The 12968-nt window shown below is 66.3% G+C and carries 9 protein-coding genes; 3 read left to right on the top strand and 6 right to left on the bottom strand.

Annotated elements, in window-relative coordinates; translation table 11 throughout:
* Nucleotides 1-86: 86 nt before the first annotated feature.
* Nucleotides 87-1148 (bottom strand): Cj0069 family protein, encoded by a 1062-nt coding sequence (locus H0193_RS10835; protein ID WP_181889922.1) that lies wholly within the window; start codon nucleotides 1146-1148, stop codon nucleotides 87-89.
* A gap of 285 nt (nucleotides 1149-1433) precedes the next feature.
* Between H0193_RS10835 and H0193_RS10830 the strand changes: the two genes are divergently transcribed.
* Nucleotides 1434-2318 (top strand): sulfurtransferase, encoded by an 885-nt coding sequence (locus tag H0193_RS10830; RefSeq protein WP_181889921.1) that lies wholly within the window; start codon nucleotides 1434-1436, stop codon nucleotides 2316-2318.
* A 93-nt stretch (nucleotides 2319-2411) separates the two neighbouring features.
* Nucleotides 2412-4190 carry an acetyl/propionyl/methylcrotonyl-CoA carboxylase subunit alpha gene (locus tag H0193_RS10825; protein ID WP_338026655.1) on the top strand — a complete coding sequence of 593 codons (1779 nt, stop codon included), beginning with the start codon at nucleotides 2412-2414 and terminating at the stop codon, nucleotides 4188-4190.
* Nucleotides 4191-4202: 12 nt separating this feature from the next.
* Here the strand turns inward: H0193_RS10825 and H0193_RS10820 are convergent, their stop codons facing one another.
* The gene (locus tag H0193_RS10820) at nucleotides 4203-5114 is read right to left on the bottom strand and encodes a chymotrypsin family serine protease (RefSeq protein ID WP_181889920.1); all 912 of its coding nucleotides are present in this window, start codon (nucleotides 5112-5114) and stop codon (nucleotides 4203-4205) included.
* A gap of 23 nt (nucleotides 5115-5137) precedes the next feature.
* On the opposite strand from H0193_RS10820, the gene H0193_RS10815 reads away from it, so the two are divergent.
* The gene (locus H0193_RS10815; protein ID WP_181889919.1) at nucleotides 5138-5641 is read left to right on the top strand and encodes a GNAT family N-acetyltransferase; all 504 of its coding nucleotides are present in this window, start codon (nucleotides 5138-5140) and stop codon (nucleotides 5639-5641) included.
* 93 nt (nucleotides 5642-5734) lie between these two features.
* On the opposite strand, the gene H0193_RS10810 is transcribed toward H0193_RS10815, so the two are convergent.
* From H0193_RS10810 to prpD, 4 genes are all read right to left on the bottom strand, one after another.
* Nucleotides 5735-9163 carry a pyruvate carboxylase gene (locus H0193_RS10810; protein WP_181889918.1) on the bottom strand — a complete coding sequence of 1143 codons (3429 nt, stop codon included), beginning with the start codon at nucleotides 9161-9163 and terminating at the stop codon, nucleotides 5735-5737.
* A gap of 156 nt (nucleotides 9164-9319) precedes the next feature.
* Nucleotides 9320-10465, bottom strand: a complete 1146-nt coding sequence (locus H0193_RS10805; protein WP_181889917.1) for a bifunctional 2-methylcitrate synthase/citrate synthase — start codon at nucleotides 10463-10465, stop codon at nucleotides 9320-9322.
* Between the two features lie 38 nt (nucleotides 10466-10503).
* Nucleotides 10504-11427: a methylisocitrate lyase gene (gene prpB / locus H0193_RS10800; protein WP_181889916.1), complete on the bottom strand. Its 924-nt coding sequence runs from the start codon at nucleotides 11425-11427 to the stop codon at nucleotides 10504-10506.
* Complete coding sequence (prpD, locus tag H0193_RS10795) at nucleotides 11427-12938, bottom strand: 2-methylcitrate dehydratase PrpD (RefSeq protein ID WP_181889915.1); 1512 nt, start codon at nucleotides 12936-12938, stop codon at nucleotides 11427-11429. Before prpD ends, prpB begins: the two co-directional genes overlap by 1 nt.
* Between the last annotated feature and the right edge of the window lie 30 nt (nucleotides 12939-12968).

The following is a 12968-nucleotide window of genomic DNA, read 5'->3' as shown; positions in this document are numbered from 1 at the left end:
AAGAAACGGATCGTCTAGCAGGCCATTGTGTCTGCTAGACGATCCGTTGCGAACGGGCGGAGTGCTCGTCGAGAAGCGAAACGCTCTTAGGCGTGCTTCTCCTCGACGCGCTTGATGGCCTCCTCGGCCACCTTCTCCTGGATGCCCATGTCCAGCTCGGAGGTGAAGCCGACGCAGGAGCAGTTGATCTCGCCGAGGACGTAGGTGTCCTCGCCGGTCTCGTCGTCGTCAGCGAGCATGAAGTCCGCGGTCCAGATCAGCGGGATGTTGTCGCCGCCGAGGTTCTCAGCGATGACCGGGCGGGCCTCGGCGAACATGTCGACGAGCTCCTGCCACTCCTCCGGCTTCTGGTAGGTGTACTTCGCGCCGGAGAACAGGGTTGCGGAGAACGCGTCGCCGCCCTCAGCCGGCTTCTTGTGCACGACGAAGACCGGGTGCGGGCCGACCAGCAGGATGCGGATTTCGCCCTCGACGATGCGCGGCATGAAGCGCATGTCCACGAGCATGCCGTTGTCGCCGACGATGTACTGGTCGCAGAAGTCCATGAACTCGCCCAGCTCGCGGTCTTCGGTGTGGTTGTCCACCGCCTCGGTGCACTTGAGCTTGGTGTCCAGCGGCAGGGCGGTGCCTGGCTCGACGGACTCGGCCAGGGACTCGTCGGCAAGGCGCACGCGCCAGATGCCGGAGCCGGTGGAGCCGCGGTTCTGCTTGAGCACGCGCTCGCCGTAGGACAGGGACTTGGGGAAGGTGTTGTGGAACTCCTCCACGTCGTAGTACGCGGCGGTGTCCTCCGGCACGAGGTCGGTCTTGTTCAGCTTGACCAGGGCGTCCTTGGCACCGTAGGAGATCATCTCCTGTGGGGTGGACATGCCCACCAGGCCGGCCTCGGACAGGCGGGTGAGCAGGTCGAAGTAGCCCTTCTCACCGCCCGGGATGTTGCCCGGGTTCACGCGGGAGATGTAGGCGTCGAAGTTCTCGGAGACGTAGGTGAACAGGTCGTCCGCCCACTCCGGGCGGAAGTAGACGACCTCGGAGTGCCAGCCCTTTTCCTTGATGGCGTTCACGATGGGCATGGTGTCCTTGCGGTGGCCGTCGAAGGACTTGTCGGAGCCGCCTTCGACCTCGAAGACAACAATCGCCTTGTGCACGGTTGGTCCCTTTCATGGTTCATACCCCGCTTCACGCTCACACAGGAGCCGTCGGGGCAGGTCAGATTGCTAGAACAAACTGGCCGCGACCTGTATGTTCCTGACTTGACTTTAACCCGCGGCAGTGAGTTCCACCGGGCGAGCGATTTGATAGTGTGCAAGTTCACACCACCGTGTTTTCTGGCCGAACGCGTCAAGCGCGCTGCATTCGTTTCTGTATCGTTGACGGTGGTTTTGCACACTGGTGTTGCACACCGCACACGAGCGAGAAGAAAGGTTGCCACCATGGGCATCGAGCTCGACGACACCCCGCAGTTCCAGCAGTACGCGCACCCGGAGAAGTTCGTTTCCGCGGCGTGGCTGTCCGCCCGCCTGGGCGTGCCGGGTTTGAAGGTCGTGGAAAGCGACGAGGACGCGTTCCTCTACGACATCGGCCACATCCCCGGTGCGGTGCGCATTGACTGGAAGCGGGATTTGAACGACCCGCTGGTGCGCGACTTCATCGACGGCGAGGCGTTTGCGGAGCTGATGCGCTCGCGCGGCATCAACCGCGACGACACTGTGGTGGTCTACGGCGACTCGTCCAACTGGTGGGCGGCCTACACCGCGTGGGTGTTCGAGCTGTTCGGCCACCCGGACGTGCGGCTTCTCGACGGCGGCCGCGACGCGTGGATGGGCGAAGAGCGCGACACTTCCTTTGTGGTGCCGGACTACCCGCGATCGGACTACCCGGTGGTTCAGCGCCAGGATGCGCCCTTCCGCGCGTTTGCTTCGGAGTTGCTGGAGCGCACGCCCGCGCAGCTTATCGACGCCCGGCCGGCCCCGTTCTACCTGGGCGAAGACCCGAATCCGGGGCCTTCCTCCGCGCCGTCGCTGCGCCAGGGCCACATCCCCGGCGCGGTGAATGTGCCGTGGGGCCGTTCCGTTTTCCCGAACGCCCGCTTCCGCTCGCTGGAGGACATTGAAGCGATCTACGCCGACTTCGACAAGGACGCCGAGACGGTGGTGTACTGCCAGCTCGGCGAGAGTTCCTCGCATACTTGGTACGTGCTCAAGCACATCCTGGGCTTTAGCAACGTCGCGCTCTACGACGGCTCCTGGGCCGAGTGGGGAAACATGGTGCGCATGCCGGTGGCCAAGGGCGACAACCCCGACAACGCTGCAGATTAAGTGCGCCGGCGCGGTAGCGCTGTAACATGGTTCGACGTTTGTCCGACGTTTCTAACGGTTTGTGTTTTCCGAATGTAAGGACGGGATTGCTTCGTGCCTACCACTGCAGCGACTACTGACTTGCCTAACCGCGTGACCAAGGTGCTGGTGGCCAACCGTGGCGAGATCGCCGTGCGTGTCATCCGCGCGTGTGTGGACGAGGGCATCGCGTCTGTCGCCGTGTACGCCGAGCCGGACGCGGACGCGCCGTTTGTGCAGTTGGCCGATGAGGCCTTCGCGCTTGGCGGCGAAACCGCGGCCGAGAGCTACCTGGACATGGACAAGGTCATCGCCGCAGCGGAAAAGTCCGGCGCGGACGCGATCCACCCGGGCTACGGCTTCCTGTCAGAGAACGCGGAGTTTGCGCAGAAGGTCATCGACGCAGGCCTGACCTGGATCGGCCCCTCCCCCGAGGCCATTGCCGCGCTTGGCGACAAGGTCACCGCCCGCCACATCGCCGAGGCCGCGCAGGCCCCGATGGCGCCGGGCACGAAGAACCCGGTTGCCGGCGCCGACGAGGTAGTCGCCTTCGCTGAAGAACACGGCCTGCCCGTGGCAATCAAGGCGGCGTTCGGCGGCGGCGGCCGCGGCATGAAGGTGGCCTACACGCTCGAGGAGGTCCCGGAGCTGTACGAGTCCGCCACCCGCGAGGCCACTGCCGCGTTCGGTCGCGGCGAGTGCTTCGTGGAGCGCTACCTGGATAAGGCCCGACACGTGGAAGCGCAGGTGCTGGCGGACCAGCACGGCAACGTGGTGGTCGTCGGCACGCGCGACTGCTCCCTGCAGCGCCGTTTTCAAAAGCTTGTGGAGGAGGCCCCGGCGCCGTTCCTCACCGACGAGCAGCGCGAACGCATCCACGCCTCCGCTAAAGCCATCTGCCGCGAGGCCGCCTACTTCGGCGCGGGCACCGTGGAGTACCTCGTGGGCTCCGACGGCCTGATCTCTTTCCTGGAGGTCAACACCCGCCTGCAGGTGGAGCACCCCGTCACCGAGGCCACCACCGGCATCGACCTGGTGCGAGAGCAATTCCGCATCGCCCGCGGGGAGCAGCTGCTCATCGACGCCGATCCGGTCCCCCACGGCCACGCCATCGAATTCCGCATCAACGGCGAGGACGCGGCGGCGAACTTCATGCCGGCGCCCGGCACCGTCACCGCCTACGCCGAGCCGGCCGGCCCGGGCGTGCGCGTGGATTCCGGCGTGCGCGCAGGATCCGTGGTGGGCGGCCAGTTCGACTCGATGCTGGCCAAGCTGATCGTCACCGGCGCCACCCGCCGGGAGGCGATCGAGCGCGCCCGCCGCGCCCTCGGCGAGTACGTCGTGGCCGGCTTCCCCACCGTGATCCCGTTCCACCAGGCCATCCTGGACAACCCGGCGTTTGTCGGCGACGAGGACGGCTTCGGCGTCTACACCCGCTGGATCGAAGAAGAGTGGGACGGCGAGCTGCCCACCACCCCGGAAACCGACGAGGACGCGGACACTGAGACGCCTGCCCGCCGCACCTTCGCGGTGGAGATCGACGGCCGCCGCATCGAAGTCGCCCTACCCGAGGAACTCGTCGCGACGGGTCCCGCCAAGCGCAAGCCGAAGAAGCGCCGGGCAGGCAAGGCAGCCGTCTCCGGCGACGCCGTCGCCTCCCCCATGCAGGGCTCCGTGATCAAGGTCAACGTGGAGGAAGGCCAGGAAGTCGCCGAGGGCGACGTGCTGGTCGTGCTGGAAGCGATGAAGATGGAAAACCCGGTCAAGGCCCACAAGGCCGGCGCTGTGACCGGCCTGGCCGTCGAGGTTGGCGGCCAGGTAAACAAGGGCGCAGTGCTGATGGAGCTGAAGTAGCCCCTCCCCCCGTTACGAGCCCCAGCCCTGCATGATCCGCAGCGCCGGCTCGCGATACTGCGGCGGCAGCGCGCCGACGATCTGCGGCAGCGCGAGCAGCACCCCGGCAAGGGCGACGAGCACGATCGCGGTGATCCCCACCGCGCTGACATCCGAGCTGCCGCCGTCTTTCACCTTTTCCGGTGTGCCGCCCGGCACCGCGGTTTCGTGCACCACCGGCGTTGAGATGCGCTTCGCCTGCGCCAGCAGCTCCAGTTCTTCTTCTGGGCTAACCTGCGGGCCGTTGTCCGGCACGGAGCTGCGGTTGAGCCGGCCTTCCTCCCCCTTGCTGCCCACCGCCAGGCTCACGCCGGTGTAGACGGACAAAAAGCCCTTGCCCTCCACCCACACCGGGCCTCCGGAATCGCCGGGTTTGCCGGACGGGCCGTCCCAGTAGAGGTTGTTGCCGATGGCGCCTGCGAAGCTGCCGCACGTCGTCTTCTTGCTGGTGCCGCCGTACACGCACACCGGGTCGCCAGAGCGCATCAGCGACGGCGCCACCACCGCGTCCCCGGATATGGCGTTCTTGCCCAGCTTCACGCCATCTGCCCAGCGGATCACACCCCAGTCGTTGGCGGTGCCCTCGTCCGCGTTCATCGCCGACGACGGGTGGAACGTGCCGGAGGCGCGGAACCCCTCCCCCATTACCAGGGCGCGGTCGCCCTCTTCGCCGCAGTGCCCGGCGGTGTAGCTGACGTTCTGGCCCCGGTCGTTAAACGCGATGGTGCAGCGCCCTTTGCCCACCACGTCCACCACATCGCCCTGGTTGACCACGGGGGTGGCGGCGGGTGGAGCGTCGTTCACCACGGGCGCTGCCACGGCGAATGCGGGGGTTGCGGCGAGGGCCAGGGCGGTGGACGTCGATAGGCAAATGCGTCGAAGCATGGGGAAAGATTAACGTGGAGCGCATGGATTACACACCTGAGTTCCAACTACGCGAGGCCACCGAGTCCGACCGCACCTACCTGCGTCGGCTGAATTACCTCGCCGACGTCTTCGGCAACGAGGCCGGCGATGTCGGCCACAGCGAGCGCGAAGGCGCCGAAACTTATGTGGGCCAGTGGGACCCGGAGCGCGAAAGCGGCATCGTCGCATTCGATCAATTCCACGTACCTGCAGGTGGCGTGTGGTTGCGGTACTGGCAGTCGCCTGACGACGGGCACGCGAACCTCGCCCCCGACATCCCCGAAATAGCCATCGCGGTAGAAAACCGCTACGCAGGCAACCGTCTCGCGGTGAGGCTGCTGCAGGCGGCGGTGGAGCTGGCGAAGCGCCAGGGCGCGCCGAAGGTGGCGCTGTGGGTGGACCCGGACAACGACCGGGCGCGCCACCGCTACGAGAAGTTCGGCTTCAAGAATGTCGAGGGCGAGGACAACGTCATGGTCGTGGACGTGGAGGACTTCACCGCGTAGGCCGGTGTCGCCGGTGCCCGAGCGCGCCTCGGCACAGCAAAGCAAACACCGCGCGGCCGTGAAACGGTCCGCGCGGTGCTGATAACACCCCTGCTAGGCGATGACCACCACGAGGTCGCCGCCTTCCACCTTGGTCGGCTGGGTGAACGCGACGCGCTCGATCTTGCCGTCCTTGGTGGCGGAGATCGCGGCCTCCATCTTCATGGCCTCGATGGTTGCCACCGGGTCGCCGGCCTTAACCTCGTCGCCTTCCTTGACGGTCACCGTGACGGCACCGGCGAACGGCGCTGCCACATGCCCCGGGTTGGAGGAGTCGGCCTTCTCCACCTCGGCGACGGAGGACTCGGCGGACTCGTCGCGCACGGTGATCGGGCGAACCTGGCCGTTGACGGTGAGGATGACCTGGCGCATGCCCTTCTCGTCCGGTTCGCCCACGGCCTCGAGGCTGACCACCAGCGGCGGGCGGTTCTCGTCGATCTCGCCGTACCAGATCATGGTCTCCTCGCCCTCTTCGAGGCCGTAGAAGAACGCCTTGTCGCCGAGCTGGTCGGTGATGCCGTAGGTGCGCAAGTGCTCCTGGTATTCGGCGTACTGCTTCGGGAAGAGCAGCTTGTCCAGGGCGGCGCGGCGGGTGTCGTGGTCCTCCGACTGGAGGTCGGCGGCGAGCTCCTCCGGCACCTTCACGGTGTGGTCGACCTCGCTGCGGTTTTCCAGCGCCTTGTCGCGCAGCAGCGGCCCGCCGCCCGGAGGCGTGCCCAGCTCACCCTGCAGGAAGCCGATGACGGATTCCGGGATATCGTACTTGCGCGGGTTTTCGGCGAACTCCTGCGGGCTGACACCCTGGCCCACCAGCTGCAGCGCTAGGTCGCCGACGACCTTGGAGGACGGGGTGACCTTGGTCGGGCGGCCGAGGATTTCGTTCACGCCGGCGTAGTAGTCCTCGATGAGCTCGAAGCGGTCCTCCAGACCCAGCGCCTTGGCCTGCGTGCGCAGGTTGGACAGCTGGCCGCCCGGGATCTCGTGCTTGTACACGCGGCCGGTCGGGCCCGGGATGCCGGACTCGAACGGGGCGTAGACCTGGCGCACGGCCTCCCAGTAGGGCTCCATGTCGAAGACGGCCTGCAGGTCGATGCCGGTGTCGCGCTCCGTCTCCGCAAAGGCGGCGACGAGGGCGGACATGGACGGCTGCGAGGTGGTGCCCGCCAGCGGCGCAGAGGCGACGTCGACCACGTCGGCACCAGCGTTCGCGGCTGCCAGATAGGTGGCCAGCTGGCCGCCCGCGGTGTCGTGGGTGTGCACGTGCACCGGCAGGTCAAAGCGCTCGCGCAGCGCGGTGACCAGCTTGGCGGCGGCTGCCGGGCGCATCAGGCCCGCCATGTCCTTGATGGCCAGGACGTGGGCGCCGGCGTCGACGATCTCCTCGGCCAACTTGAGGTAGTAGTCCAGCGTGTACAGGTCTTCCGCCGGGTCCATCAGGTTGCCGGAGTAGGCCATGGCCACCTCGGCGACGGTGGTGTTGGTCTCCAGCACCGCTTCGATGGCCGGGCGCATCTGCGAGACGTCGTTGAGCGCGTCGAAGATGCGGAAGATGTCGATGCCGGAGGTGGCGGCCTCGCGCACGAACGCCTTGGTCACGGAGTCCGGGTACGGGGTGTAGCCCACGGTGTTGCGGCCGCGCAGCAGCATCTGGATGTTCACGTTCGGCATGGCCTCGCGCAGCTCGTCCAGGCGCATCCAGGGCGACTCGTGGAGGAAGCGCATGCCCACGTCGTAGGTGGCGCCGCCCCAAGCCTCCACGGAGGTCAGCTCCGGGGTGAGGTGGCCGACGTGCTTCGCCGCAGCGACCAGGGTGTTGGTGCGGATGCGGGTGGCCAAAAGCGACTGGTGCGCGTCGCGGAAGGTGGTCTCGGTGACACCCAGCGCGGTCTGGTTGCGCAGCTTCTCCGCCCACTTTGCCGGGCCGAGCTCGAGCAGCTCGTCGCGGGAGCCGCGCGGCAGGTCGCCGTAGTTGGCCTCCGGCAGCTTCTTGGACGGGCGGATGTTGGTCGGGCGCGGACCGTTGGGCTGGTTCACCGTCACGGACGCCAGGTAGTTGAGGATCTTGCCGGCGTCGTCGGCTGCTGCCGGCGCTTCCAGCAGGTTCGGGTGGTCCGCGATGAAGCCGGTGTTGATGCGCTCGTGGCGGAACTCCGGCTCGCTCAGAAGGGCGCGCAGGAAGCCGATGTTGGTGGACAGGCCGTTAATGGTGAACTCGTTTAAGGCGCGCAGCGCGCGGTCCACGGCGACCTGGAAGTTGCGGCCGCGGCAGGTCATCTTCACCAGCAGCGAGTCGAAGTTCGGGGTGATGGTGGTGCCGACGGCCACGTTGCCGTCGAGACGCACGCCCGCGCCGCCCGGGGACTGGTAGCCGGTGACCACGCCGGAGTCCGGCCTAAAGCCGTTGGCGGGGTCCTCGGTGGTGATGCGGCACTGCAGGGCGGCGCCGTTGACCTCGATGAGGTCCTGGGTGAGGTGGAGCTGCTCCAGCTTCGCGCCGGCGGCAATGTACATCTGGTTTTTCACGATGTCGATGCCGGTGACTTCCTCGGTCACGGTGTGCTCGACCTGCACGCGCGGGTTCATCTCGATGAAGACGTGGTTGCCGGACTCGTCCACGAGAAACTCGACGGTGCCGGCGCCTTCGTAGTTGATCTCCTTGCAGAAGTTCACCGCGTCCTGGCAGATGCGCTGGCGCTGCTCCTCGGTGATGTGCTGCGCGGGGGCGATCTCCACGACCTTCTGGTGGCGGCGCTGCACGGAGCAGTCGCGCTCAAACAGGTGCACGACGTTGCCGTGGGAGTCCGCCATGATCTGCACCTCGATGTGCTGCGGGCGGATCACGGCGCGCTCGATGTAGACGTTCGGATCGCCGAACGCGGCCTCTGCTTCACGGGAGGCTTCAGCAGCAAGCTTCTCGACGTCCTCCGGTCGCTCAATAAAGCGCATACCGCGTCCGCCGCCGCCTGCAACTGCCTTGACGAAGACCGGGAACTCGAAGTCCTTGGCGTACTCCGCCAGCTGCTTCGGGTCGTCGGAAGGCTCGGAGTCCTTCAGCACCGGCAGACCGGCGCGCTCCGCGGCCTGGACGGCGGCGGACTTGTCGCCCGTCAGATCCAGCGTTTCCGGGGAGGGGCCGATGAACTTAATGCCGTTGTCGCGGCAGGCTCGCGCCAGGTCGGCGCGCTCGGAGAGGAACCCGTAGCCTGGGTAAATCGCGTCCGCGCCGGTTTCCTTCGCGGCGCGGATGATCTCGTCGATGTCCAGGTAGGACTTCACCGGCTGGCCCGGCTCGCCAATCTGGACGGCCTCGTCCGCGAACGGGCGGTGGAAGGAGTTGCGGTCCTCGCGGGGGTACACGGCGACGGTCTTCGCGCCGGTCTCGAATGCTGCACGGAAGGCGCGGACGGCGATTTCGCCGCGGTTGGCCACCAGGATCTTGCTGAAGGCGGGCAGGTCGTGAAGCGGGAGGTTATCCGGGTTCATCGGTTTCCTTTCACAAAGGAAGTTCTTGCGGTCATACGGATAGGACAAGTTTAATACAGATCACATCATTTTCGGGACACTTTGGGGGACGGCGTGGGGGTGGAAAAACGCGGGCCGTCGACAAGCGACTGCCCGCGTTTCGGGGGTAAAAGCGATTTAGCGCTCGATGTGGCGCTCCTCCGGCCCGTTGTAGGCGGACAGCGGGCGGATCAGCGAGTTGTTCTCAAACTGCTCGATGATGTGCGCGGTCCAGCCGGTGATGCGCGACATCACGAACAGCGGGGTAAAGAACTCGATGTCGAAGCCGAGGATGTAGTACGCCGGGCCCGACGGGAAGTCCAGGTTCGGGCGGATGTTGATGGAGGTGTTTTCGTACATGGTCTTGGCCATGATGTCGTACATCTCCACCCACTTCTGGGCATCCTTTTCCGGGTGCTCCGCGGCCAGCTTCTTAAATGCAGCTTCCATGGTGGGCACGCGCGAGTCGCCCTTCTTGTACACGCGGTGGCCGAAGCCCATGACAAGCTCCTTGTTCTTCAGCTTGTCCAGGCACCACTGCTCCGCCTTGGCCGGGTCACCGATTTCCTCCATGTGGTGCATGACGAACTCGTTGGCGCCGCCGTGCAGCGGGCCCTTGAGCGCGCCGATGCCGCCGGTGATGGCGGACCAGCCGTCCGACATGGTCGAGGCGATGGTGCGGGCGGTGAAGGTGGAGGCGTTAAACGAGTGCTCCGCGTAGAGGATCATCGTCTTCTCAAACGCCTCGATGTCGGACGGGATGTTCGCCGGCGAGTTCTCCTCGTCGCCGAAGACCATCCAGAGGAAGTTCTCGGAAAAGCCCTTCTCCTTGCTCGGCGCGATGTAGTCCTTGCCCTGGCGGCGGCGGATGTCCGTGGCCACGATGGTGGGCAGCTTGGCTAACAGCTTGCGGCCGATGCCGCGCAGGTGGTCGGAATCCGGGGTGAATTTCTCGGCATCCTCCGCGCCCAGGTAGGACACAGCGGTGCGCAGCACGTCCATCGGGTGGCAGTCCTTGGGCATGAAGTTGATCACCTGGATCAGCTTCTCGTCGATGTCGCGGTTTTCCATGCAGCCGCCGCGGAACTCCGCCAGCTGCTCGTCGTTGGGCAGCTCGCCGTTCCACAGCAGGTAGGCCACTTCCTCGAAGGTGCAGTGCTCTGCCAGCTCCTGGACCGGGTAGCCGCGGTAGAGCAGCGAGTTGGTCTCCGGGTTCACTTTGGACACGGCGGTGTAGTCTGCGACGACGCCGTTGAGGCCCTTGCGGATGTCTTGCTCGGTCATGATGGATCTCTCCTTTTGGGGTTGGGGGTGGGTGGGGCCTACTTCTCAAAGGTGGAGCTGTAGGTGTCCTTGGAGTAGGTGAAGACGGACTGGTCGAACTGGTTGTACTCGTCGTAGCGGACCAGCTCGTAGAGCCGGGAGCGGTGCTGCATCTTGTCCAGCCACGGCACCTGGGTGCCGGTTTCGGCCATGTCGCGCAGCATCGCCTCGGTCTGGCCCATCGCGATGCGGAAGGTGGTCACCGGCCAGATCACGGCGTTGTAACCGAGGTCTTCGAGCTGCTTGGCGCTGAGCAGCTCGGTTTTGCCGAACTCGGTCATGTTCGCCAGCAGGGGCGTATCGACGGCCTCACGGAACTTGGTAAAGTCCGCCTCGGAGTACAGCGCCTCGGTGAAGATGAGGTCGGCGCCGGCGTCCGCGTAGGCCTTGGCGCGCTCGATGGCCTCGTCGATGCCTTCGATGCCGGCGGCGTCGGTGCGCGCGCAGATGACAAAGTCGTCGTCGTGGCGCTCGCGCACCGCGGCGGTGATGCGGCGCACCATCAAATCGCGCGGCACGACTTCCTTGCCGTCGAGGTGGCCGCAGCGCTTCGGGTTGACCTGGTCTTCCAGGTGCAGCGCCGCCAGGCCCGCGGCCTCGAACTCGGCGACGGTGCGGGCGGCGGACATGGGTTCGCCGAAGCCGGTGTCGGCGTCGATGAGCACGGGCAGGTTGGTGGCGCGGGCGATCTGGCCGCCGCGGTTAGCCACCTCGGACAGGGTGGTCAGGCCGATGTCCGGCAGGCCGAGATCGTTGGCCACCACGGCGCCGGAGACGTAGACGCCGGAAAAGGCGCCGATGTCTTCGATGAGGCGTGCCGTCAGCGGGTTGAAGGCGCCGGGCAGGGTCGTAATCGTTGCGTCGGTAAGCGACGCGCGCAGTGCCTTGCGGCGTTCGTTCGGGGTCTTTTCGGGTGCGAACATTAGAAGATGCCTCCCGGGATTTCTTCGGCGGCGGCGCGGGTGGCGTCGCTGACGCGGATGTTCAGCTCGCTCAGGTCGGTGAGGTTTTCCAGGTCCTGCACCGCTGCGAGGAAGCGGTCCTGCTCTTGCTTATCGACGATGCCTTCGGCCAACGTCCGGAACTTGGCAATGTAGTTCTCGCGGACGAACGGGCGTGCGCCGTATGGGTGGGCGTCCGCGACAGCCATCTCGTCCTCGATGACGGTGCCGTCTTGGAAGGTGATCACGGCGCGTGCGCCGAAGGCCTTCTCGTCCGGGTCGGTTGAGTGGTAGCGGCGGGTCCACTCCTCGTCCTCCACGGTGGAGACCTTGTGCCACAGTTCGACGGTCTCCGGGCGGTTCGCCCGCTCCGGGGTGTAGGAGTCCACGTGGTGCCAGCCGCCGTCTTCAAGCGCGACTGCGAACATGTACATGATCGAGTGGTCCAGCGTCTCGCGGGAGGCGGCCGGGTCCATCTTCTGCGGGTCGTTCGCGCCGGTGCCGATGACGTAGTGGGTGTGATGCGAGGTGTGCAGCACGATGGACTCGATCTCGGCGGTGGTCTTGCCGGCGTCCGCGATGGTCTGCTTCATGCGGCGGGCCAGGTCGATCGGGGCCTGCGCCTGGTACTCGGCGGAGTGCTCCTTGGTGTAGGTGTCCAAGATGGCGCGCTTTTCCTCGCCGTCCGCTGGCAGGGGCACGGTGTAGGTGCGCTCCGGGGAGTGCAGCATCCAGGCGATGAACCCGTCCTCGCCTTCCCAGATCGGGGCGGGCGCGCCCTCGCCGCGCATGGCGCGGTCCACGGCCTCGATGGCCATCTTGCCGGCGAATGCCGGCGCGGAGGCCTTCCAGGAGGAGATCAGGCCCTTGCGGGACTGGCGGGTGGCGGTGGTGGTGTGCAGCGCCTGGCCCACGGCCTGGTAGATGGTGTCCACGTCCAGGCCGAGCATGGTGCCAATGCCTGCGGCTGCCGACGGGCCGAGGTGGGCCACGTGGTCGATCTTGAACTCGTGGAGGCAGATGCCCTTGACCAGGTTGACCTGGATTTCGTAGCCGGTGGCGATGCCGCGGATCAGGGCCTTGCCGTCCAGGCCCTTGTGCTGGGCGACGGCGAGGATCGGCGGGATGCTGTCGCCCGGGTGGGAGTACTCGGCGGCGAGGAAGGTGTCGTGGTAGTCCAGCTCGCGCACGGCGGTGCCGTTGGCGAAGGCGACCCACTCGGCGGAGTAGGTGCCGTCCTCGCCGAAGACGAGCGCGCCGTTGTTGTCGGCGGGGGGCGCCTTGGCCATTTCGCGGGCCACGGCGACGGGGCGGCGGTTGTAGGAGGCGACGGCGACGGAGGCGTTGTCGATGATGCGGTTGATGATCATCTCGCGGGTGTCTTCCGGCACCTCAACCGGGTCGACTGCGACCTTGGCGATCTTGTAAGCCAGATGCTCTTCGATGGGAAAGTCCTCGGCGGACTTATGGGTGCGTACTTCGTGGTTGATCATGCGTGAGGCTCCTTCAAATACCGACCGTGA

Origin of the sequence: Corynebacterium haematomassiliense, from assembly GCF_013978595.1 — a bacterium.
Classification (GTDB): domain Bacteria; phylum Actinomycetota; class Actinomycetes; order Mycobacteriales; family Mycobacteriaceae; genus Corynebacterium; species Corynebacterium lehmanniae.
Note: the sequence above shows the minus strand (reverse complement) of the source record. Positions and strands in the feature narration are given on the sequence as shown.

What these genes read in the sequence shown, in the direction of transcription:
- H0193_RS10830 (WP_181889921.1), top strand. Translation starts at nt 1,434, where the DNA reads ATGGGCATCGAGCTCGACGACACCCCGCAGTTCCAGCAGTACGCGCAC.
- H0193_RS10820 (WP_181889920.1), bottom strand. Translation starts at nt 5,114, where the DNA reads ATGCTTCGACGCATTTGCCTATCGACGTCCACCGCCCTGGCCCTCGCC.
- H0193_RS10815 (WP_181889919.1), top strand. Translation starts at nt 5,138, where the DNA reads ATGGATTACACACCTGAGTTCCAACTACGCGAGGCCACCGAGTCCGAC.
- H0193_RS10810 (WP_181889918.1), bottom strand. Translation starts at nt 9,163, where the DNA reads ATGAACCCGGATAACCTCCCGCTTCACGACCTGCCCGCCTTCAGCAAG.
- H0193_RS10805 (WP_181889917.1), bottom strand. Translation starts at nt 10,465, where the DNA reads ATGACCGAGCAAGACATCCGCAAGGGCCTCAACGGCGTCGTCGCAGAC.
- prpB (WP_181889916.1), bottom strand. Translation starts at nt 11,427, where the DNA reads ATGTTCGCACCCGAAAAGACCCCGAACGAACGCCGCAAGGCACTGCGC.
- prpD (WP_181889915.1), bottom strand. Translation starts at nt 12,938, where the DNA reads ATGATCAACCACGAAGTACGCACCCATAAGTCCGCCGAGGACTTTCCC.